22 protein-coding genes are annotated in these 20,207 nt (G+C 73.1%); 14 read left to right on the top strand and 8 right to left on the bottom strand.

What is annotated here, in order from left to right; all coding sequences use genetic code 11:
* Window positions 1–134 precede the first annotated feature (134 nt).
* Entirely contained in the window at window positions 135–1,076 is a 942-nt protein-coding gene (locus ABFT23_RS14015) for a DUF3068 domain-containing protein (RefSeq protein ID WP_347896183.1), read from the top strand.
* Here ABFT23_RS14015 and ABFT23_RS14010 read toward each other — a convergent pair.
* Both ABFT23_RS14010 and ABFT23_RS14005 read right to left on the bottom strand, forming a co-directional pair.
* Window positions 1,066–1,926, bottom strand: coding sequence for a class I SAM-dependent methyltransferase (locus ABFT23_RS14010; RefSeq protein ID WP_347896182.1), 861 nt, complete (start codon window positions 1,924–1,926; stop codon window positions 1,066–1,068). The genes ABFT23_RS14015 and ABFT23_RS14010 overlap by 11 nt on opposite strands.
* Window positions 1,923–2,075: a hypothetical protein gene (locus ABFT23_RS14005; RefSeq protein WP_347896180.1), complete on the bottom strand. Its 153-nt coding sequence runs from the start codon at window positions 2,073–2,075 to the stop codon at window positions 1,923–1,925. Before ABFT23_RS14005 ends, ABFT23_RS14010 begins: the two co-directional genes overlap by 4 nt.
* 33 nt (window positions 2,076–2,108) lie before the next feature.
* Between ABFT23_RS14005 and ABFT23_RS14000 the strand changes: the two genes are divergently transcribed.
* The 3 genes from ABFT23_RS14000 to ABFT23_RS13990 all read left to right on the top strand — a co-directional run bounded on the left by ABFT23_RS14000 (window position 2,109) and on the right by ABFT23_RS13990 (window position 5,581).
* Window positions 2,109–2,984, top strand: a complete 876-nt coding sequence (locus tag ABFT23_RS14000) for a phosphotransferase family protein (protein ID WP_347896178.1) — start codon at window positions 2,109–2,111, stop codon at window positions 2,982–2,984.
* Between the two features lie 145 nt (window positions 2,985–3,129).
* A complete protein-coding gene (gene rpsA / locus ABFT23_RS13995) occupies window positions 3,130–4,596 on the top strand; it encodes a 30S ribosomal protein S1 (RefSeq protein ID WP_347896176.1) in 1,467 nt (488 codons plus the stop codon).
* Window positions 4,597–4,810: 214 nt separating this feature from the next.
* The gene (locus ABFT23_RS13990; protein WP_347896174.1) at window positions 4,811–5,581 is read left to right on the top strand and encodes a hypothetical protein; all 771 of its coding nucleotides are present in this window, start codon (window positions 4,811–4,813) and stop codon (window positions 5,579–5,581) included.
* A 153-nt stretch (window positions 5,582–5,734) separates the two neighbouring features.
* Here the strand turns inward: ABFT23_RS13990 and ABFT23_RS13985 are convergent, their stop codons facing one another.
* Window positions 5,735–5,896, bottom strand: coding sequence for a hypothetical protein (locus tag ABFT23_RS13985; RefSeq protein WP_347896172.1), 162 nt, complete (start codon window positions 5,894–5,896; stop codon window positions 5,735–5,737).
* Window positions 5,897–5,989: 93 nt separating this feature from the next.
* Between ABFT23_RS13985 and ABFT23_RS13980 the strand changes: the two genes are divergently transcribed.
* The 4 genes from ABFT23_RS13980 to ABFT23_RS13965 are packed head-to-tail and all read left to right on the top strand — an operon-like array spanning window position 5,990 to window position 9,768.
* Window positions 5,990–6,934, top strand: coding sequence for a GlxA family transcriptional regulator (locus ABFT23_RS13980; RefSeq protein ID WP_347896170.1), 945 nt, complete (start codon window positions 5,990–5,992; stop codon window positions 6,932–6,934).
* A gap of 35 nt (window positions 6,935–6,969) precedes the next feature.
* Entirely contained in the window at window positions 6,970–7,494 is a 525-nt protein-coding gene (locus ABFT23_RS13975; RefSeq protein WP_347896168.1) for a SigE family RNA polymerase sigma factor, read from the top strand.
* On the top strand, window positions 7,491–8,345 hold the full coding sequence (locus ABFT23_RS13970; protein ID WP_347896166.1) for a hypothetical protein: 855 nt from the start codon (window positions 7,491–7,493) through the stop codon (window positions 8,343–8,345). The genes ABFT23_RS13975 and ABFT23_RS13970 overlap by 4 nt, the downstream gene beginning before the upstream one ends.
* 58 nt (window positions 8,346–8,403) lie before the next feature.
* Entirely contained in the window at window positions 8,404–9,768 is a 1,365-nt protein-coding gene (locus ABFT23_RS13965; RefSeq protein WP_347896165.1) for a GDSL-type esterase/lipase family protein, read from the top strand.
* 4 nt (window positions 9,769–9,772) lie between these two features.
* Here the strand turns inward: ABFT23_RS13965 and ABFT23_RS13960 are convergent, their stop codons facing one another.
* Window positions 9,773–11,014 (bottom strand): class I adenylate-forming enzyme family protein, encoded by a 1,242-nt coding sequence (locus ABFT23_RS13960; RefSeq protein ID WP_347896163.1) that lies wholly within the window; start codon window positions 11,012–11,014, stop codon window positions 9,773–9,775.
* Between the two features lie 11 nt (window positions 11,015–11,025).
* Window positions 11,026–11,724, bottom strand: a complete 699-nt coding sequence (locus tag ABFT23_RS13955; RefSeq protein ID WP_347896161.1) for a TetR/AcrR family transcriptional regulator — start codon at window positions 11,722–11,724, stop codon at window positions 11,026–11,028.
* Window positions 11,725–11,857: 133 nt separating this feature from the next.
* Here ABFT23_RS13955 and ABFT23_RS13950 point away from each other — a divergent pair, with 133 nt between their 5' ends.
* Genes ABFT23_RS13950 through ABFT23_RS13925 form a run of 6 tightly spaced genes read left to right on the top strand, consistent with a single transcriptional unit; the run spans window position 11,858 to window position 16,351 of the window.
* A complete protein-coding gene (locus tag ABFT23_RS13950; RefSeq protein ID WP_347896159.1) occupies window positions 11,858–12,784 on the top strand; it encodes an NAD-dependent epimerase/dehydratase family protein in 927 nt (308 codons plus the stop codon).
* 57 nt (window positions 12,785–12,841) lie between these two features.
* Window positions 12,842–13,387 (top strand): RNA polymerase sigma factor, encoded by a 546-nt coding sequence (locus ABFT23_RS13945; protein WP_347896158.1) that lies wholly within the window; start codon window positions 12,842–12,844, stop codon window positions 13,385–13,387.
* Between the two features lies 1 nt (window position 13,388).
* Window positions 13,389–14,174: a hypothetical protein gene (locus ABFT23_RS13940; RefSeq protein ID WP_347896156.1), complete on the top strand. Its 786-nt coding sequence runs from the start codon at window positions 13,389–13,391 to the stop codon at window positions 14,172–14,174.
* Window positions 14,175–14,210: 36 nt separating this feature from the next.
* Window positions 14,211–14,525 carry a hypothetical protein gene (locus ABFT23_RS13935; protein ID WP_347896154.1) on the top strand — a complete coding sequence of 105 codons (315 nt, stop codon included), beginning with the start codon at window positions 14,211–14,213 and terminating at the stop codon, window positions 14,523–14,525.
* 21 nt (window positions 14,526–14,546) lie between these two features.
* Entirely contained in the window at window positions 14,547–15,134 is a 588-nt protein-coding gene (gene coaE, locus ABFT23_RS13930) for a dephospho-CoA kinase (protein WP_347896153.1), read from the top strand.
* On the top strand, window positions 15,131–16,351 hold the full coding sequence (locus ABFT23_RS13925) for an MFS transporter (RefSeq protein WP_347896151.1): 1,221 nt from the start codon (window positions 15,131–15,133) through the stop codon (window positions 16,349–16,351). Before coaE ends, ABFT23_RS13925 begins: the two co-directional genes overlap by 4 nt.
* Here ABFT23_RS13925 and ABFT23_RS13920 read toward each other — a convergent pair.
* The 3 genes from ABFT23_RS13920 to ABFT23_RS13910 form a co-directional block, all read right to left on the bottom strand.
* A complete protein-coding gene (locus ABFT23_RS13920; RefSeq protein ID WP_347896149.1) occupies window positions 16,320–16,799 on the bottom strand; it encodes a GNAT family N-acetyltransferase in 480 nt (159 codons plus the stop codon). The genes ABFT23_RS13925 and ABFT23_RS13920 overlap by 32 nt on opposite strands.
* 91 nt (window positions 16,800–16,890) lie before the next feature.
* Window positions 16,891–17,844, bottom strand: a complete 954-nt coding sequence (locus tag ABFT23_RS13915; protein WP_347896147.1) for a sigma-70 family RNA polymerase sigma factor — start codon at window positions 17,842–17,844, stop codon at window positions 16,891–16,893.
* A 193-nt stretch (window positions 17,845–18,037) separates the two neighbouring features.
* A complete protein-coding gene (locus tag ABFT23_RS13910; protein ID WP_347896145.1) occupies window positions 18,038–20,188 on the bottom strand; it encodes a S9 family peptidase in 2,151 nt (716 codons plus the stop codon).
* Between the last annotated feature and the right edge of the window lie 19 nt (window positions 20,189–20,207).

Genomic DNA, 20,207 nt, shown 5'->3' with positions numbered 1-20,207 from the left:
CCGATGTTCCCACGCGACGACGCCTTCGTGCGGATTGCCGCACACGGGGCTACTCGTTGGTAGGGTGTGACGGCCGTTACTTGGGAGGGTGCGGCTCCCGTCTGCGGACGGGTGTGTCCTTGGGAGGGGATCAGATGCGCAAGAACATCGGTTTCGTGCTGCTCGCGATCGGGGCCGCGCTGCTGGCCGTCGGCGTCGTGACGGTGACGTGGGCGCCGGGCGTCGTCAAGCAGACGCCGCTCGACGTCGACACCACGACCTACCTCACCGGTGAGGCCTCGCGCCTCGGCGCCGACCCGCAGCCCATCGCGATCGAGAGCATCACGCAGGTCGACAGCGAGACCTCCGCCGACCACGAGGGCACGGCGGTCTTCGTCTCCACCCAGTGCGTGATGTTCGCCGACAGCGTCGACGTCGACTTCTGCGCCGATCCCGACGACCCCGACGTGCTCACCATCGGCACGCCCGACCGGTTCGTCACCGACCGCAAGACCGCCCTCGCCGTCGACGAGCCCGGCATCATCGACGACGAGTTCCGCGGGCCCCAGCAGGAGGGCCTGGTCAACAAGTTCCCGTTCGACACCCAGAAGAAGACCTACCCGCTCTGGGACGGCATCACCGAGCGGTCGTGGCCGGCCGAGTACGTCGGCACCGAGACGATCGACGGTCTCGAGACCTACCACTTCTCGATGACCATCAGCGACGAATCGGCCAAGGTGGTGCCGCCGACCGACACCGTGGGTACCTACAGCAACCAGGTCGACACCTGGGTCGACCCTGTCACCGGCGCCTTCATCCGCCAGACCCAGGACCAGCAGCGCGTGCTCGAGGACGGCACGGTCGCGCTCGACCTGCAGGCCGCCTTCACCGACGACCAGGTCGCCGCCAACGTCGACGAGGCCGAGAGCAACATCGCCAAGGTCGACCTCGTCACGAAGACCATGCCGATCGTCGGCTTCGCCGGCGGTGCGCTGCTCCTCGCCGCGGGCGGCGCGCTGGTGCTGCTCGGTCGTGGCAAGCGTCGCGGAGACGGGGCCCACGCCCGCGACGACGAGCGCGAGCCGGTCAGCGTCTGAGGTCGGCGCCGAGCACCGCCGTGCCGGGCAGGTACCGTCCGCGCACCGACGACCAGCCGCCCCACACGCGGTCGTGGCCCTCGGGCCACTCCGGCTCGAGCAGGGTCGTGAGCGCGAACCCGGCGGCGGTCAGCAGGGCGACCCAGTCGCCGAGCGTGCGGTGGTGCTCGACGTAGGTCACCGCACCGGTGTCGTCGTCGACCTCGACGTAGGGCGTGCGGTCCCAGTAGGACTGGCTCGCGACGAGGCCCGCCTCGCCGGGGTCGTCAGGGAAGGCCCACCGCGTGGGGTGGGTGATCGAGAAGACGAAGCGTCCGCCGGATCGGAGCACGCGGGCGACCTCGGCCACGCAGACCTCGATGTCGGCGACGAACTGCAGCGCACCGAAGCTGCAGAAGACGACGTCGAAGGCGTCGTCGATGAAGGGCAGGGCCGTGGCCGTCGCCTGCACCGACGGGACGGCGACGCCGGTCTCGACGTCGATGCGCAGGCCGTGCTGCAGCTGACGGAGGGACAGGTCGAGGCCGACCGCGTGCCCACCGTGCTCCTGCACCCAGCGCGAGCACTGGCCCGCGCCCGACCCGAGCTCGAGGACCCGGCGTCCGGACACGTCGCCGAGCACGCCGGCGTCGGCCTCGGTCAGCCCCTCGGGTCCCCAGACGAACCCGGCGTCGCCGAGGAAGGCGCCGTGCGTGGCCTGGTACTCGTCGGCGTAGTGGTCCCAGTCGGGCCCGTTGGCACGCCGCGACTCCTCCTCGGTGACCGTCCGGCGCTCGGAGCGCACCGAGGCCGGCAGCGGCGGGTGGTGGCGCGAGTCGGGCGCGAACGGGTCGGGCTCGCGCGCGCTCACGACGACAGGGCCGGCGTGCGACGTCGACCGCCCGGCAGCCGGCCGGCGAGGTCGCTCGACGGGCCGACGGCGCGGTGCAGCCCGTCGACCGCCTCGGCGCGCGTCGCGGACAGGGTCGTCGGGTCGGCGCGGACGACGGCGGTGCTCACGGGATTACGGTAGCCGTGACCTACGGTGGGCCGGTGGACTTCGCGTCGATGGAGCCGCTGCCCGGGGGTTGGTCCGGCGAGACCTTCGTGGCCTCGGTCGCGGGGGAGCGGCAGGTGGTCCGCGTGCACGCCCGGCGTCCCGAGCGCGCCGAGGTCGACGCCGCCCTGCTGCGCCTGGTCCGTGGTCTCGTGCCGGTGCCCGAGGTGCTCGAGGTGCGGGCGCCGTCCGGCGACCTGCCGGCGCTCCTGGTCACCTCCTACCTTCCCGGCGTGCGTGGCGACCTCCTGCTCCCCGACCTGGACGACGCCCGCCTGGCCCGGCTGGGCCGCCACGTCGGCGAGCTGGTCGCCACCCTCGGCGGCATGCCGGTGCTGCGGCCGGGCGAGCTCGTCGGCCCCGGCCTGCGCATCGAGCCGTTCGACCTGCCCGACGGCCTGCCCGGCTACGTCGAGGCGCACCTGGCCCGTCTGGAGCACTGGGCCGTCGCCGAGCGCGACGGCCTGGTCGACCTGGCCCGGGAGGCCCAGGCGCTGCTCGACACCGTCGACCGCACGTGCCTGGTGCACAGCGACCTGAACCCGAAGAACCTCCTGGTCGACCCCGAGACGCTCGCCGTCACCGGACTGGTCGACTGGGAGTTCGCCCACGCCGGCCACCCGTTCACCGACCTCGGCAACGTGCTGCGCTTCGAGCGGCAGCCGGCCTACGTCGAGGGCGTGCTCTCGGCGTACGCGGAGCGCCGCGGCACCCCGCCCGACGAGGCACTCGCCCTGGCCCGCGCGGCCGACCTGTGGGCCCTGGTCGACCTCGCCGCCCGACGCGACGAGAACCCGGTCGCGAAGCGCGCCCACGACCTGCTCCGGGAGCGGGTGACCGCCCGTTTCGACACGGTCGGCGCTCCGGCGTAGAGTCACATACTGCGCCAGAGGTCTGCCGACGTCCCACCAGAGCGGACCTGGCTCGCCGTCCGACCACCATAGCGGTGGTCGCCTCTGCGAAACCGGACCTCGGGCGTGCCGCCACGACTTCTGTCCACCCCTAGGAACACATCCCTTGACTCTCATCACCGACTACCACCTCGACGCCCCGCAGGTCGCGATCAACGACATCGGGTCCGAGGAAGACTTCCTGGCCGCCATCGACCAGACCATCAAGTACTTCAACGACGGCGACATCGTCGACGGCACCATCGTCAAGGTCGACCGCGACGAGGTCCTCCTCGACATCGGCTACAAGACCGAGGGCGTCATCCCCTCGCGCGAGCTGTCGATCAAGCACGACGTCGACCCGTCCGAGGTCGTCTCCGTCGGCGACAAGGTCGAGGCCCTCGTCCTCCAGAAGGAGGACAAGGAAGGCCGCCTGATCCTGTCCAAGAAGCGCGCCCAGTACGAGCGCGCCTGGGGCACCATCGAGCAGGTCAAGGAGGAGGACGGCGTCGTCGAGGGCACCGTCATCGAGGTCGTCAAGGGTGGCCTCATCCTCGACATCGGTCTCCGCGGCTTCCTGCCGGCCTCGCTGGTCGAGATGCGCCGCGTGCGCGACCTGCAGCCCTACGTCGGCCAGACGCTCGAGGCGAAGATCATCGAGCTCGACAAGAACCGCAACAACGTGGTCCTCTCGCGCCGCGCCTGGCTCGAGCAGACCCAGTCCGAGGTCCGCCACGGCTTCCTCACCCAGCTGCAGAAGGGCCAGATCCGCAAGGGCGTCGTGTCCTCGATCGTCAACTTCGGCGCGTTCGTCGACCTCGGCGGCGTCGACGGCCTGGTCCACGTCTCCGAGCTGTCGTGGAAGCACATCGACCACCCGTCCGAGGTCGTCACCGTGGGCGACGAGGTCACCGTCGAGGTGCTCGACGTCGACATGGACCGCGAGCGCGTCTCGCTGTCGCTCAAGGCCACGCAGGAAGACCCGTGGCAGCACTTCGCCCGCACCCACCAGATCGGCCAGATCGTGCCGGGCAAGGTCACCAAGCTGGTGCCCTTCGGCTCGTTCGTCCGCGTCGAGGAGGGCATCGAGGGCCTGGTGCACATCTCCGAGCTGGCCGAGCGCCACGTGGAGATCCCGGAACAGGTCGTGCAGGTCAGCGACGACGTCATGGTCAAGATCATCGACATCGACCTCGAGCGTCGCCGCATCTCGTTGTCGCTCAAGCAGGCCAACGAGACCGCGACCGCGACCGACGTCGAGGAGTTCGACCCCACGCTGTACGGCATGGCGGCGACCTACGACGAGCAGGGCAACTACGTCTACCCCGAGGGCTTCGACCCCGAGACGGGCGAGTGGCTCGAGGGCTTCGACGAGCAGCGCGCGACCTGGGAGGACCAGTACGCCAAGGCGCACGCCCGCTGGGAGGCGCACGTCAAGCAGCAGGCCGACGCCAAGCAGGCCGACGCCGAGGCCGGCGAGGCCACGTCCTACTCCTCGGGCGGCGACGCCGGTGCGGGCGAGGGCGACGGCGGTTCGCTCGCCTCCGACGAGGCGCTGCAGGCGCTCCGCGAGAAGCTCACCGGCGGCAACTGATCCGCAGGTAGCACCCACCGCCAGGCACGACTTGGCACGACAGCACGAAGGCCCGGTCCCCGCGAAGGGGCCGGGCCTTCGTGCTGTCGGAATGCCGCGTGGGTCGTCCGCGATCATCGAAACCGGCGTTACCGAGACGAGTCGACGGTCTCGGCCTACCGTTGGTCTCGCGTAGCACCGTCGTGGAGTCGAAATCTCGCTCACGCCGGTCCGCATGACATCGCTCGGGTCCTCGGTACTCGAGCTGCCCGTTCGAACTCGAGGAATCAGCATGCGCTCGACAGCTCTGCACGCCGTCACCGGCTTCACCCTGCTCGCCCTGGCGCTCCAGCCGGTCGTCACCGGCGCCCCGGCGTCCGCGCAGCAACGAGCGGAGTCCGCGCGAGTGTCGGTGAAGGACTTCGTCTCTCGGACCGACGGCTGCTACGACGTCGCGGGATCGATCTCGGTGTCGGGTCCGGCCGACTACGCGCGGTGGGAGGCCGAGATCGACGTGACGGGTCCCGCCGGCGAGTACGCCAACTCGACGACCGTCGACTCCAGCGGCGCGAGTGAGGGCTTCGACGCCCTCTTCGCCTGCTTCTACATCGATGCCTTCGGGCGCCATCGGGTTGAAGCCGAGGTCACGTTCTACGACGCCGACTACGCCGAGATCGGATACGCCCGCGCCTCGGACACGTTCACGGTGCGAGCTGCGAGCACGTTGAGCGTCCGGAGGGTGCTCAAGGTCGACCGCGGGTGGGAGGTCCGCGGGTCGCTTCGTGCCACAGGGGGTGTGCGACCGTCGAAGAACCACCGGATTCGGCTCCAGCGTCACGTGAGCGGCCGCTGGGTCAACGTCGTCACGACACGTGACGGCAAGGATGGGGCTGTCGCAGTCACGTACCGGGGACCGCGCTCCGGTCGGTTCCGGCTCCAGTGGGACGGCGTCGCCACGACGGTCCGAGGTGACGACAGTGCGCCCTTCCGCCTGCGTCGGGCCTGAGGAGCCTGCACCGGTCGCCGGGCCCGGCACGACGCCGCCCGACACAGCACGAAGACCCGGTCCCCACGAGGGGGCCGGGCCTTCGGCGTCTCCGAGGGTGTCGACGAGTGGCGGGCGTGGCTGGGGCGTGGCTGGGGCCCGGCCGGGCCCGGGTCACGCGGCGCGGTGGTACGACGCGCGGCTGGCCGGCGCCACGAAGTCGGTGTCGACGCGGTGGGAGGTCGGACGCGCGGTGGGCGCGTCGTGGAGGACGGAGCGGACCGTGGCGCCGATGGCGACGACGGCGACGGCGAGGAGGATGAGGAGGAAGGTCATGGCAGTAATTCTGCTCCCGTCGCGATCCTGCCGCGAGTGGCAGGTATGACGGTATGGCTCGATTTTCTGCCACGCTCGGCGTAGCCTCCTGAGGTGCACAAGGTCGCCGTCGTCGTCCAGGACCACGCCGAGCCGTTCGGGCTCGGCTCCCTCGTCGAGGTGTGGGGCGAGCCCTATCACCCCGACGACGACAACCCGGTCTTCGACTTCACCGTCTGCACGCCGCGCCCCGGCCGCGTCAAGGGCCGCGCCGGCTACGACCTGTTCGTCGAGCACGGCCTCGAGGCCACGCTCGACGCCGACCTCGTCTGCTTCTCGCCCACCCACGCGATGCTCGACTTCGACCCCCTCGTGCTCGACGCCGCCTGCGCCGCGCACGAGCGGGGGGCCGTGGTCTTCGCCCACTGCGGTGCGGCCTACATCCTCGGCGAGGCCGGCCTGCTCGACGGCCGCGAGTGCACCACGCACTGGCGCTACACCGAGCACCTCGCCCGGCGCTACCCGAAGGCGATCGTGCGCCCCGACGTCCTCTACTGCCACGACGGCAACGTGCTCACCGGCGCCGGCAGCGCGGCCGGCATCGACGCCTCGCTGCACCTGATGCGTCAGCGCTTCGGGGCCCGGGTGGCGGCGTCGACGGCGCGCCGCATCGTCGTCCCGCCCCACCGCGACGGCGGCCAGGCCCAGTTCATCGCCCGCCAGGTCGTCGACTACCAGGCCGAGACGCTCGGCGCCGTGCTCACCTGGGCGAGCGAACGCCTCGGCGAGCCCCTCGACGTCGACACCCTGGCCCGGCAGGCGCACATGTCGCCGCGCACGTTCGCGCGCCGCTTCCGCGACGAGACCGGCACCACGCCGCACGCGTGGGTGACCGCACAACGGCTGCAGCTGGCCGAGGAGATGCTCGAGCGCACCGACAACTCCGTCGACCAGATCGCCGCCGAGGTCGGCTTCGGCAACGCCGCGACCCTGCGTCACCACTTCACCCGGGCGCGGGGCGTCAGCCCCCAGGTCTACCGCAAGCAGTTCGCGTGCTGACAACCTGACGCACGCCGACCTCCGTCAACAGGTCCATGAGCACCGACCACCGGGCCGGCTTCGAGCCGTTCGTGCGGGCCCGCGAGCGCCGCTGGCTGCGCACGGCGCACGCCCTCACCGGCGACTGGCACCGCGCGCAGGACCTCGTGCAGTCGGTGCTGGTCAGCCTCTACGTCGACTGGCGCAAGGTCGAGCGTGCCGGCGACCCCGACGCCTACGTGCACCGCTGCCTGGTCAACCGGCACATCGACGAGGGCCGCCGGCCCTGGCGGCGCGAGCGCCTGACCTTCGACGCCGACGCGCCGCCCGAGCCGGTCGTCGAGGACGTCGCCGCCCGGGCCCACGAGCACGACGAGCTCGTGTCCGCCCTGCGGAGCCTGCCACCCGGACAGCGCGCGGTGCTCGTGCTGCGCTACCTCGAGGACCTCGACGTCGAGCAGACCGCCGCGGTGCTGGGCTGCAGCGCCGGCACCGTCAAGAGCCAGACCTCGCGGGGCCTCGTGGCCCTGCGCGCCCTCCTGCCCGCCGCCAGCCGCACCAGCCGAGGAGACCAGCGATGACCGATCAGCTCGAGCAGGTCGTCGACGACCTGCGTCGTCTCGCCGACACCGACGTGCCGGTCGAGGTCGACCACCGATCCGTCGTCGCCGAGGGTGGACGACGCGTGCGCCGACGCCGTGGCCTCGTCGTCGCTGCCGCTGTGGTGGCCGCGTCGGTGTTCGTGGCCGGCGTCGCCACGTGGTCGGGTCCGCCGGACCCGGCATCCGAGATCGCGCAGCAACCGACCCGGACGCCGGCCCCCACCCCGTCGTCGGCCGCCGACCCCACGGCCTCACCGACGTCACCGGCGCCGGCTCTCGACCCGGACACGGACCTCTCGCGAGCGGTCGTCCAGCTGATCGACCGGTTGTCGTCGGTCCGGATGGCCGGACTGACGTTCGGCGACCTGGGTGGTCGTCAGGAGGTGCAGGCCGACGTCGGGCTCGACGGTCGCGCCGGCTACGTCGGGGTGGTCGTGCAGCGCACGGTCGACGCCGACCCGTGCTCGACCCCCCTGCGTCCGCACGAGGCACGCGGCCGCACCTGCGTCGTCGACGACGACGCGTCGGGGCGGTGGGCCCTGATCACGTGGCGCGACTCGCGACAGGGCGAGGTGACCGCCGTCCGCGTGGTCGACGGTGGTCGTGAGGCCACGGTCGCGACGTCGACCGCCGTGCCCGCCTACGACCCCTCCGTCGATGAGGAGATCGACCCCGACGAGCTGCCGTGGGGCTCGCACTCGCAGGACGACGCCGGCGCCGTGCTGCCGCCCGACCCGCCGCTCGCCGAGCGCCCGCTCGACGACGAGCAGCTGCTAGTGGCGGCCCGCGAGGTCCTGACGCTGCGCCTCGACCTCGGTCCCGCGGGCTGAGGCCGGCCACCTTCCCGGTTCGGCCACGCTCGGGGTGCGTCGTTCCTACGATGGGCCGGTGAGCAAGCTCGGCCCGTGGGCCTGCGCGGTCGTGGTCGTCATGGCGATCCTCGCGGTGGCGCCGACGGCGAGCTCGTCGGCCGCGACGACCGCGCGGGGCGACGTGCCGCTGCGCGTGCTCGTGGTCGGCGACTCGGTCACCCAGGGCTCGGCCGGGGACTGGACCTGGCGCTACCGGCTGTGGCGGCACCTGGTCGCCGACGGCGCCGCGGTCGACCTGGTCGGGCCGCGCTCCGACCTGTACGACAACATTGCCGACCGGCAGGGCTCGCGCGCCTACGCCGATCCCGCTTTCGACCGCGATCACGCGGCCCGCTGGGGACTGACGCTGGGATTTCTGGGCGAGGACTTCGCCGTCGACGACCTGGTCGAGACCTACCGCCCCGACGTCGTGGTCGAGATGCTCGGCGTCAACGACCTCACCTTCCTCGGTCACTCGCCGCAGCGGGTGGCCGATGACCTCCGTGCCTTCGTCGCAAGCGCCCGTTCCGCCGACCCCGGCGTCGACGTCGTGCTCGGCCGGCTCACGCAGACCTGGTACCCCGGCGTGCCCGAGCTCAACGAGCGCATCACCGCGCTCGCGGGCGACCTCGACACCGAGACGTCCAGGGTGGTCGTGGCTACCACTGACGCCGGGTTCGAGCGGGGCACCCACACCTGGGACCCCGCCCATCCCAACGCCCAGGGCGAGGTGCTCGTCGCGGCGGCGTTCGCCGACGCCCTCGCCGGGCTGGGCTACACCTCACCCGCGCCGCGCCCGCCCACACTGCCGTGGCCCGGGCCCGGGCTCGCTGCCACGGCCCGCGTCATCACCGGCGACGCGACGGCGCACCTGGCGTGGTCCCGCGTGCCCGGGGCGACGAACGACGAGGTCGCCGTCCGCGACGTCACTGCAGGGGGCCCGTGGGAGGTCCTCTCGCCGGTTGAGAGCGCGGCAGGCGAAGTAGCGGAGGCGACAGCCCGCGACCTGGGCGGCCTCGTCAACGGCCACCTCTACGCGGCGCGGGTGCGTTCGGCCAAGGGCTGGTCGTGGGGCGACTGGTCATCCGAGACCCGGTTCCGGCCGCTGCCGCCCCTGCCGGGCGTCGTCCGGGTCGCCAGGGTGGCATCGCCCCGACGCGACCTGGTGCGCGTCGTCGGCGTCCCTGTGCCCGGCGCCTCGACCTACCGCCTGCACCTGGCGACCGTACGCGGCTGTGGGGCGCCGTCCTCGACCGCTCGCTACCGTGCCCCGGTGGTTGATCGCCGGCGGCCCGCAGCGGCGGTGCGCACGCGCGCTGCAGCCGTCCGGGTGCGGTGGGTGGCGGTCAACGTCGCCGGCCGCGGACCCCTGGGCCCGTCGCGCTGTATCCGGGTGCGCTGACCGGTCAGCCGAGCTCGTCGCGACGCACCTTGCCGGTGAGCGTGCGCGGCAGCTCGTCGAGGTAGCGGTAGGTCTTCGGCCGCTTCGGCGGCGCCAGCCGCGCGCGAGCCCACGCGTCGAGCTCGGCGGCGTTCGCCGTCCCGACGACGGCGGCGCAGACGCGCTGGCCCCAGTCGGGGTCGTCGACACCGTAGACGGCGACGTCGACGACGCCGGGGTGCTCGCCGAGCACCTGCTCGACCTCGAGCGGGTAGACGTTGACGCCGCCGCTGATCAGCAGGTCCTCGCGGCGGCCGTCGAGGTAGAGGTAGCCGTCGTGGTCGAGCCGGCCGTGGTCGCCGACGGTGAACCAGTCGCGCCCGTCGCGGTGGCGCCAGGCCGCGGCGGTCTTCCCGGGTGCCCCGAAGTACTCGAACCGCGCGTGCGGCGGGACGGCGCACCAGATCGTGCCGTCGTCGTCGACGGCCAGCGTGCGCCCCGGCCGGGCCCGCCCGACGGTGCCGGGGCGGGCGAGCCACTCCTCGCTGCGGCACGCGGTGAACTGGCCCTCGGTCGAGCCGTAGAACTCCCACGTCGACCCGTCGGGGAACAGCTCGACGAGACGCCGCTTCACCTCGGTCGGGCACGGCGCGCCGGCATGCGCGACGAGCCGGAACGACGACAGGTCGGGCACGCCGACGTCGTCCCAGTGCGTGAAGAGGCGCTGCAGGTGGGTCGGCACGCAGAACATCGACGTCGGCCGCTCGGCCACGATCGCGGCCGTCGTCGCGGCCGGGTCGAAGGTGCCGGGCAGGACGACGCGACCGCCGGCGAGCACCGTGCCCATCGCGAAGCGCAGGGGAGCCGAGTGGTAGAGCGGGCTGAGCACGAGGTTGACGTCGCGGTCGCAGAACCCCCACAGGTCGCGCTCCTCGGCGACGAGCGCCGCGGCGTCGGCGTCGTCGAGCAGGCCGCTCCACACGCCCTTCGGGGTGCCGGTGGTGCCACTGGTGCAGTGCATGGGCCGCGCACGCGGCGTGCCCCGGTCGCCGGTCGCCAGCGTCGCGAGCGTGTCGTCGTCGGTGACGACGAGGGAGGGCGCGAGCGGCTCGAGGATCCGGCGTCGCTCGGGCTCGGTCAGCCGCGGGTCGAGCGGGATCGGCACGACGCCGCGGGCCAGCAGCGAGAGCACGGCCTCGAGGTAGGCCGCCGACGGCGCCACGAGGAGGGCGACCCGATCACCCTCGGCGAGGCTCGTCGGGGGCACTGCCGGCGGGCTCACGTGAGGCCCAGGTCGTTGGCGTAGAGGTCGACCAGCGTGGCGAAGTGGGTCTCGTAGTCGAGCACGCCGTTGTGCATGTGGCCGAACAGCTCGAGCGAGACGTGCCCGAACAGGGCCGACCACACCGCGACCCCGCGCACGGCGTAGGCCGGGCTGAGCGGCGGGTCGACATAGGCCATCACCGGGGAGAGGGCGGCCTTCTCGGCGGCGAAGACCCGTTCGGGGCCGAGCGGGCGGCGTCCGGCCCGCTGGGCGTCGGAGAACAGCCGCAGGAGCGCGAAGGCGGAGCGGGTGGCCGGCACCACCGTGTCGGTGGGGGCGGCGTAGCCGGGCACGGGTGAGCCGTAGGTGAGGGCGTACTGGTGCGGGTGCTCGATCGCCCAGGTGCGCAGCGCCTGCGCCATCGCGCGGAGACGTCCGCGGAGGTCGCTGCGCCGGCGGACGGCGGCGTCGGCCGCCTCGATCGCCTCGCCGAGGTCGTCGTAGGCCTCGACGATCAGGGCGGTCAGGAGGGCGTCACGGCTGGGGAAGTAGCGGTAGACCGCGGACGACGCCATGCCGAGGTCGCGCGCGATCGCGCGCACGGACAGGGCTGCCGGTCCGATCTCGGCCAGCTGCGCGGCGGCGTTGTCGAGGATCGCGCGGGTCAGCTCGGCTCGGGCGGTGGCGCGGGCGGTGCGGGGTGCGTCGGCCATGGCTCGATCCTGCATCGTTTCGAGAGCACTGGCAACAAACAAGAGCAGTGCTCTTGTTTGTTGAGGCTCGCCGTGGCACAGTCGATGAAACGAGAGCACTGCTCTCACTTTGGATCTCGAGAAGGAGGAGACGATGAGCAAGCACGTGGTGGTCGGGTCCGGGCCGGTGGGCACCTGCACGGCTAAGGAGCTCGCCGACCGGGGCGAGGAGGTCGTCCTGGTGAGCCGGTCGGGAGCCGGTCCCGAGCTCGCCGGTGTGTGTCGGGTGGTCCTCGACGTCAGCGACGCCGACGCGCTGACCGCCCTGGCGGAGGGCGCGGAGGCGCTCTACAACTGCGTCAACCCGCCGTCGTACGACGTGTGGTCGACCTGGTGGCCGCCGGTGGCGGCAGCGTTCCTGGTCGCGGCCGAGCGCACCGGGGCCGTGCTCGTGACGGCGTCGAGCCTCTACGGCTACGGGCCGGTCGAGGCGCCGATGGTCGAGGGCCAGCCCGACGTCGCCACCGACCGCAAGGGCCGGTTGCGCGCCGGCATGTGGGCCGAGGCTCGCGCCGCCCACGAGGCGGGCCGCCTGCGCGCCGTCGAGGTCCGCGGCTCCGACTACGTCGGGCCCGGGGTCACCCAGGCGCACGTGCCGATGGTCGCCGCGAAGGCCCTGGCCGGCAAGCCCGTGCGAATGTTCGGCCGCACCGACCTGCCGCACTCGTTCACCGACGTCCGCGACATGGCGCGCACCCTCGTCGCGGTGGCGGCCGACCCCGGCACCCACGGCCGCGTCTGGCACGCCCCGACCACCGCGCCGCGCACCCAGGCCGAGGCCGTCGCCGACGTCTGCCGCGCCGCCGGCCGCGAGCCGGTCCGGGTCCGCTCGTGGCCGCGCACGATGACCACGGTCGGCGGGCGGTTCGTGCCGGCCCTCCGCGAGCTCGGCGACATGCTCTACATGTTCGAGCGGGCCTACGTGCTCGACTCCACGGCCACCGAGCAGGCCCTCGGCCTCAAGCCGACGCCGTGGGAGGAGAGCTGCCGGGCGACGGCGGAGGCGGCGCTCTCCGCCTGATCGGGAACCCGGTCCCGCCTGCGGACATGACACGGTACGAGCCCACCGGAGGACACCGTGACGCGAACGAGCGAGGCAGACCTGGCGCAGCGACTGCGCGCCGGTGACGGCGACGCCCTCACCGAGCTCTACGACCGGCACGCCGACCGCATCTACCGCCACTGCTTCCGGCTCACCGCCGACCGTGCGTACGCCGAGGACGCCACCGGCACGGTCTTCCTCGAGGTCTGGCGCCACCGCCAGCGGGTGCGGGTGCACGACGGCTCGGCCCTGCCGTGGCTCTACGGCGTCGCCACGAACGTGTGCCGCAACCTCACCCGCGGACGCCGCCGCCACCTGCGGGCGGTGGCTCGCACGCCGTGGCCCGACCTCCAGCCCGACCACGCCGAGCGGGTGGTCGAGCGGCTCGACAACGAGCAGCGCATGCGCGAGGTGCTCGCCGCCGTCGACCGGCTCCCGCAGCGCGAGCGCGACGTGCTCGCCCTCGTCGTCTGGTCCGGCCTGTCCTACGACGACGCCGCCGCGGCGCTCGACGTCCCCGTCGGCACGGTGCGCTCGCGGCTCTCGCGGGCCCGCCGCCGCCTCGAGCAGGAAGGGGCCTGACGTGCCCGACCTCATCCCTCCCGACGAGCCGATGGACGACGCCACCCGGGCCCGCGTGCGTGAGCGCGTGGTCTCGCACCTGCACGACGAGCATCGGCGTCCGCGACGCGGCTGGCTCGTGCCCGTCGCCGCCGCAGTGGCGGTCGGCGTCGTCGTCGCCGGCGCCGTGGCGCTCGGCGGTGGCGACCGCGACGACGGCGGTGACCTCGCGCCGGCCGGCACCCCGTCGTCGTCCGATGAGACCGACCAGACCGCGACGCCGGAGCCCACCGAGACCCCCGAGCCGACCGAGACCCCCGACCGGACGGCCGGGTGCGACCGCGAGACCCGTGCGGTCCTGCCCGGCGCCCAGCGGTCGGTGGTGCTGCAGGACGACGGGGGCGCGACGGTCTTCTACGTCTCCGGTGCGCAGTTCACGCTGTGCGACACCCACGACGCGCGGCTGACGGTGCACCACCCGAAGCCGATCGCGGGCGGTGGTGAGCGCAACCCCTACGAGCTGAGCACGGAGTTCCCCGACGCGGGCGGCGCCAACCTCGTCGCCGGCGGCGTGGTGCCGCAGGGCAGCACCGACTTCGAGGTCACCTACACCTTCCCCGACGGTGCCGTGGAGTCGTCGGTCGAGGTCGCCGGCGACGACGGACGCCGGTGGTGGCTCGTCGTCCACCAGGCCGCCGACGCGGGGGCAGCGACCGACGGCCCGCCCACGGTGGCGGTGCGGGGTGGCCCGCCGGCGCGACCGCTCGACCTCGTCGACATCTGCGCCCAGGCCAACCACGGCTGCTGAGGGGTGAACTCCGTCGTCGGTGGGCAGACGACGGGCATGGAAGGCATCGTCGTGGTGGTGGTCGTCGCTCTCGTCGCTCTCGTGGTGGTCGCCCTGGTGGTCGGCGTCGCCGGGTCGTCGGGCCGGCGCCGCGGGGCCGGCCGGGGCTCCGGTGGTGGCGACGCCGCCGCGTTCTACGGCACCAGCACGACCGGCGGCTCCGACGACGACCGCCGCGACCACGGCGGCTGGTTCGACTCGGGCTCGAACGACTCCGGCTCCAGCGACTCCGGGTCCGGCGACTCCGGCGGCGGGGGCGGTGACTCCGGTGGCGGCGGTGACGGCGGGGGCGGTGGCGGTGGCGGTGACTGAGCCGCCCGTTAGCCTCGCCGTGTGCGAGTAGGACTGACGGGCGGCGTCGCCTCGGGCAAGAGCTCGGTGGCCGCCATCCTGCGCGAGCTGGGCGCGGTGATCATCGACGCCGACCTGATCGCTCGCGAGGTCGTCGAGCGTGGCACGCCCGGTCTGGCGCGGGTCGTCGAGGCCTTCGGCCCCGACGTCCTCACCGCCGACGGCGACCTCGACCGCCCGCGACTCGGGGCGGTCGTCTTCAACGACGCCGAGCAGCGCCGGCTGCTGGAGTCGATCGTGCACCCGCTCGTCTTCGAGCGCTACGCCGAGCTCGAGGCGGCCACCGGCCCCGACGACCTCGTCGTGCACGACATCCCCCTGCTCGCCGAGACCGGCCGGGCCGCCGAGTTCGACGCCGTCGTCGTCGTCGACGTGCCCGACGAGGTCCGCATCGAGCGCATGCTCCGTGACCGCGGCTGGACCCGCGCCGACGCCGAGTCACGCATCGCCTCCCAGGCCACGCGTGAGGAGCGTCTCGCGATCGCCACCCACGTCGTCGACAACGCCGGCACCCGCGAGCAGCTGCGCGCGCGGGTCGAGGAGGTCCACGCCGAGCTGACCGCCTCGTGAGCCGGTCGCCCGGCCGGGCGCTGGTCCTGCTCGGGATCGTCGTCCTCGCCCTCAACCTGCGCCCGGCCGCCGTCAGCATCGGTCCGGTCCTCGACGACGTCCGCGCCGGCCTCGGCATGTCCGGCACCGAGGCCGGCGTGCTGACCGCGCTGCCGGTCGTCGCTTTCGCGATCTTCGGCTCGGTCGCCTCCCGGCTCGCCGAGGCCGTCGGACCGCACCGGCTGGTGGCCGTGGCCCTCGTCGCCGTCACCGCCGGCCAGCTCGCCCGGACCCGCGTCGACACGGTGTGGGCGTTCCTGGCGCTCTCGCTCGTCGCCCTGGCCGGCATGGCCACGGCCAACGTCGTCCTGCCCTCGCTCGTGCGGCGTCACTTCCCCGACCAGGTGGGCACGATGACGGCGGTCTACTCCACGGCTCTGGCCGTCGGGCTGACCAGCGCCTCCGTGCTGACCGTGCCGATCGGCGGGTCGGGCGCCGACGGGTGGCGCACCGGGCTCGCCGCCTGGGCGCTGCTGGCCGCCGTCGCCCTGCTGCCGTGGCTCGCACTGCTGCGCCGCGACCGGGGCCGACCGCGGGCGGAGGCGGCCGACCGGGTGCCGCTGTCGGCCGTCGCGCGCACCCGCACCGGTCGGGCGCTCGCCCTCATGTTCGGGCTGCAGTCGATCCAGGCCTACTCGGTCTTCGGCTGGTTCGCCGCGGTCTACCGCGACGCCGGCTTCTCCAGCGCCACCGCCGGCCTGCTGCTCGGGGTGGTGACCGGGGTCAGCATCCCGTTGTCGTTCGTGGTGCCGCAGCTGGCGGCCCGGATGTCCGACGTGACGCCCCTGGTGGTCGCGTTCGGCGTGCTGTTCGTGACCGGCTACGTGGGTCTCGCCGTCGCCCCGCGAACCCTGGCCATGCTGTGGGCGGTGGTGGTCGGCGCCGCCCTGTGCATCTTCCCGCTGGTGCTGGCTCTGATCGGCCTACGGGCCCGGACCCCCGAGGGCACGGCGTCGCTGTCGTCGTTCGCCCAGTCGGCGGGCTACCTGCTCTCGGTCGCCGGGCCGTTCGGCTTCGGCGTGCTGCACGACCTCACCGGCGGCTGGACGGCGTCGTTGCTGGCCCTCGCCGTCGTCGTCGTGCCGCTGGTGGCCTGCGGGCTCGTCGTCGCCCGGCCGACCTACGTCGAGGACGAGGTCGCCGCGCTCAGCCGAGCCCGCCGACCTCGCGGGTCATGAACGTGCTCTCGGGGTCGGGCCGGTAGTCGGCGAACGGCTCGCACTCGACGAACCCGTGCCGGGCGTAGAGCCGGCGGGCCGGGGCGAAGAACTCGAAGCTGCCGGTCTCGAGGCTGATCCGGCGCGCGCCCGCGGCCCCGGCGGCGTCGAGCACGTGGACGACGAGGGCCGTGCCGATGCCGGAGCGCGTGCGGTGCGGGGCCGTGCGCATCGACTTCAGCTCGACGTGCCCCTCGCCGTGGGTCGGGGTGAGCGTCTGCAGCGCGACGCACCCGACGAGCTCGCCGGCGTCGTGCGCCGTCCAGAACGACACGTCGGGGCGACGGAGCCCGTCGAGGTCGAGCGCGTGGCTCGAGCCCGGTGGCGTGACGGCGCGCAGCTGGGCCACGTGTGCCTCGAGGAAGGCGACCACCGTGGGGTCGTGGAGGTCGCCGGGCTCGATGTGCACGGCGCCGACGGTAGCCCCGTGCTGACTCGAAATGACGCCGGCCCCCCGTCGTACGTTCGACGGAGGGCCAGCGGAGCTCGATGCTCAGGTCTCAGGCGGCGAGGTCGGGGTCGCCGAGGCGCCGCAGCTTCTGCAGTGCCTCTCGCTCGAGCTGACGCACCCGCTCGGCGGAGATGCCGTGCTTGGCGCCGATGTCGGCGAGCTTGTGCTGGCGACCGTCGACGAGGCCGTAGCGCGAGCGGATGATGTCGGCGGCACGGTCGTCGAGCGAGCCGACGAGCGCGTTGAGGCGGTCGCGGGACTCGGTGTCGAGCACCGTGAGGTCGGGCGACGGCGCGGTCTCCTGCGCCATGAGGTCGCCCAGCGAGGTGTCGCCGTCCTCGTCGACCGGGGTGTCGAGGCTGACGTGCTCGCGACCCCAGGCCATGAGGTCGAGCACGCGGTCGACGTCCATGCCGAGCTCGGTGGCGATCTCGGCCGGGTCGGGCTCACGGCCGAGCTGGCGCTCGAGGGTGCGGCGGGCGCCGCCGACCTGGTTGAGCTCCTCGACGACGTGCACGGGCAGCCGGACGACGCGCGCCTGCTGCGCGATGCCGCGGGTGATGGCCTGGCGCACCCACCACGTGGCGTAGGTCGAGAACTTGTAGCCCTTGGTGTAGTCGAACTTCTCGACCGCGCGGATCAGGCCGGTGTTGCCCTCCTGGATGAGGTCGAGCATCGGCATCTGCGCCCGGCCGTACTTGCGCGCGATCGAGACGACGAGGCGCAGGTTGGCCGTGATGAAGGTGTCGACGGCCTTGCGGCCCTCCTCGGCGAGCCACTCGAGCTCCTCCTGCGTGGCGCGCATCGGCGCGCCACCCTTCTTGCGGCCGACCCGACCTTCCTTGAGCAGGGCCTCGGCCATCAGGCCGGCCTCGATGGTCTTGGAGAGCTCGACCTCCATGGCTGCGTCGAGCAGGGGGTTGCGGGCGATCTCGTCGAGGTACAGCCCGACGCTGTCGCGACCCTCGATCTCTCGGGTGGTCGATGCGGTCCTGGTTGCCATGGGGGACCCTCCTTCGCTCTCGTGATCGACCTTGCGATCACATCTGTCCCAACGTTCGCGGGGGAGGCGGGATTCCCACATCACCCGGAAGGCTTCCTGTGAGGGGCCTTCGTCGGTAAGGACGCCCGAGGATTGGTCAGAGTTGCCGGGCGGGCGAGATCTCAGGGAGTTCTCATGGTTGAAGGGTCAACGTTCAGTCTGCGAGCCCCAGGGTGTCCAGGATCCACGCGAGGGTGAAGGCGCGGTCCTTCCAGGCCTGGTAGCGGCCCGAGACGCCCCCGTGCCCGGCCGACATCTCGATCTTGAGCAGCACGTCGGACGCCGGCGCCTCGGCCCGCAGCCGCGACACCCACTTGGCCGGCTCGACGTAGAGCACCCGGGTGTCGTGGAACGAGGTCTCGGCCAGGATCCGCGGGTAGGGCTGGTCGACGACGTTGTCGTAGGGCGCGTAGGCGGCGATGGTGTCGTAGGCGTCGGGGTCGGCCTCGGGGTTGCCCCACTCGTCGTACTCGGTGACCGTGAGCGGCAGGCTCGCGTCGAGCATCGAGGTGAGCGGGTCGACGAACGGCACCTGCGCGACGAGTCCGGCGAAGGCGTCGGGCGCCTGGTTGGCCACGGCGCCGATGAGGAGACCGCCGGCGCTGCCTCCTTCGCCGACGAGCCGGTCGGCCGTCGTCCAGCCCTCGGCGACGAGGTGGCGCGCGGCGGCGGCGAAGTCGTCGAAGGTGTGCTGCTTGTGGGCGAGCTTGCCGTCGTCGTACCAGCGGCGGCCGAGCTCGCCGCCGCCGCGCACGTGCGCGATCGCGAAGGCGGCGCCGCGGTCGAGCAGCGACAGCCGGGCGATCGAGAAGGACGGGTCGGACGACATCTCGTAGGCGCCGTAGGCGTAGAGGTGCAGCGGCACCGGCGAACCGTCGGCCCGGGCGTCGCGGCGGACGACGAGCGAGATCGGCACCCGCTCGCCGCCGGTCGACGGCGCCCAGAGACGGTGCTCCTCGTAGGCGTCGACGTCGAAGTCGCCGAGCACCGCGGCCTGCTTGAGCAGGGTGAGCTCGCGCGTGCGGACGTCGTAGTCGTAGACCGACGACGGCACGGCCATCGTCACGTAGCCGAGCCGGACCGTCGGCTGGTCGAAGCGCGGGTTGCTGCCCGAGCCGACGGTGTAGACCTCGCGGTCGAACTCGACGAGGTAGTCGTCGCCGAGGCCGGTGGGGCTGTGCTCGTCGTCGTCGAGCTCGATGATGCGCAGCTGCGTGAGGCCCTCGCTGCGCTGGTGGACGACGAGGTGCCCGGCGAAGGCGTCGACGTCCTCGAGCCGGACGGCGGGGTCGTGGGGGACGAGCGGCGTCCAGCCCTCGCGCGGGGTCGGCTCGGTCGGGGCGACGCCGAGCTCGAAGTCGGGCCCGGCCGCGTTGTGGGTGACCAGGAAGCGGTCGGCGCCCTTGATGACGGCGTGGTCGATCGAGTACTCCACGCCCTCGACCCGCTCGGCGAAGACCCGGAACCCGAGCTCGGGGGCGTCGGCGTCGAGGAAGCGGTACTCGCTGGTCGTCTTCGAGCCGCTCGCGATCACCAGGTAGCGGTCGGTGCGGGTGCGGCCGGCGCCGACCCAGAAGCGGCCGTCGGTCTCGTGGAAGACCAGCTCGTCGTCGGCCTGGGCGGTGCCGACCCGGTGGCGCCAGACCTTGTCGGCGCGCCAGGTCTCGTCGACGGTCGTGTAGTAGAGGTGCTCGCCGGCGCGGTCCCAGGTGCCGCCGCCGAGCGTGCCGGTGATCTCGTCGTCGAGCAGGCCGCCCGAGTCGAGGTCCTTGAACCGGATCGTGTAGCGCTCGTCGCCGACGACGTCGGTGGCGTAGGCGAGCAGTCGGCTGTCGGGGCTGATCGACGAGCCGCCGAGGGAGAAGAAGTCGTGGCCGCGAGCGAGCTCGTCGAGGTCGAGCAGCACCTCCTCGCCCGGCAGCGCGGGCTCGTCGGGGCGGGCGTCCTCGGCCGGCTGCGGCGGCGTCCAGTCGTCGGGACCCGCGACCGGCACCCGGCAGCTGGCGCCGTACTCGCGGCCCTCGAACGAGCGGCCGTAGTACCAGTGGTCGCGCACGCGCGTGGGCACGGAGAGGTCGGTCTCGCGCGTGCGGGCCTTGATCTCGCCGAACAGCGTCTCGCGCAGGTCGGCGAGGTGCGCCGTGCGCGCCGTCGTCCAGTCGTTCTCGGCCTCGAGGTGGGCGACCACCTCGGGCGAGGCCTTGTCGCGCAGCCAGTCGAAGTCGTCGACCTTGGTGCGGCCGTGGTGCTCGGTGGTGACCGGACGGCGGGGAGCGCGCGGTGCGGACGAGGGTGCGTCGGGCATGCGGCGACCGTAGCCGGGT

Origin of the sequence: Nocardioides secundeburneus (genome assembly GCF_039939255.1) — a bacterium.
Taxonomy (GTDB): domain Bacteria; phylum Actinomycetota; class Actinomycetes; order Propionibacteriales; family Nocardioidaceae; genus Nocardioides.
The sequence above is the reverse complement of the archived record's forward strand: the minus strand, read 5'-3'. Positions and strand labels throughout refer to the sequence as shown.

What these genes read in the sequence shown, in the direction of transcription:
- ABFT23_RS14015 (WP_347896183.1), top strand. Translation starts at nt 135, where the DNA reads ATGCGCAAGAACATCGGTTTCGTGCTGCTCGCGATCGGGGCCGCGCTG.
- ABFT23_RS13990 (WP_347896174.1), top strand. Translation starts at nt 4,811, where the DNA reads ATGACATCGCTCGGGTCCTCGGTACTCGAGCTGCCCGTTCGAACTCGA.
- ABFT23_RS13985 (WP_347896172.1), bottom strand. Translation starts at nt 5,896, where the DNA reads ATGACCTTCCTCCTCATCCTCCTCGCCGTCGCCGTCGTCGCCATCGGC.
- ABFT23_RS13975 (WP_347896168.1), top strand. Translation starts at nt 6,970, where the DNA reads ATGAGCACCGACCACCGGGCCGGCTTCGAGCCGTTCGTGCGGGCCCGC.
- ABFT23_RS13970 (WP_347896166.1), top strand. Translation starts at nt 7,491, where the DNA reads ATGACCGATCAGCTCGAGCAGGTCGTCGACGACCTGCGTCGTCTCGCC.
- ABFT23_RS13955 (WP_347896161.1), bottom strand. Translation starts at nt 11,724, where the DNA reads ATGGCCGACGCACCCCGCACCGCCCGCGCCACCGCCCGAGCCGAGCTG.
- ABFT23_RS13950 (WP_347896159.1), top strand. Translation starts at nt 11,858, where the DNA reads ATGAGCAAGCACGTGGTGGTCGGGTCCGGGCCGGTGGGCACCTGCACG.
- ABFT23_RS13935 (WP_347896154.1), top strand. Translation starts at nt 14,211, where the DNA reads ATGGAAGGCATCGTCGTGGTGGTGGTCGTCGCTCTCGTCGCTCTCGTG.
- ABFT23_RS13915 (WP_347896147.1), bottom strand. Translation starts at nt 17,844, where the DNA reads ATGGCAACCAGGACCGCATCGACCACCCGAGAGATCGAGGGTCGCGAC.
- ABFT23_RS13910 (WP_347896145.1), bottom strand. Translation starts at nt 20,188, where the DNA reads ATGCCCGACGCACCCTCGTCCGCACCGCGCGCTCCCCGCCGTCCGGTC.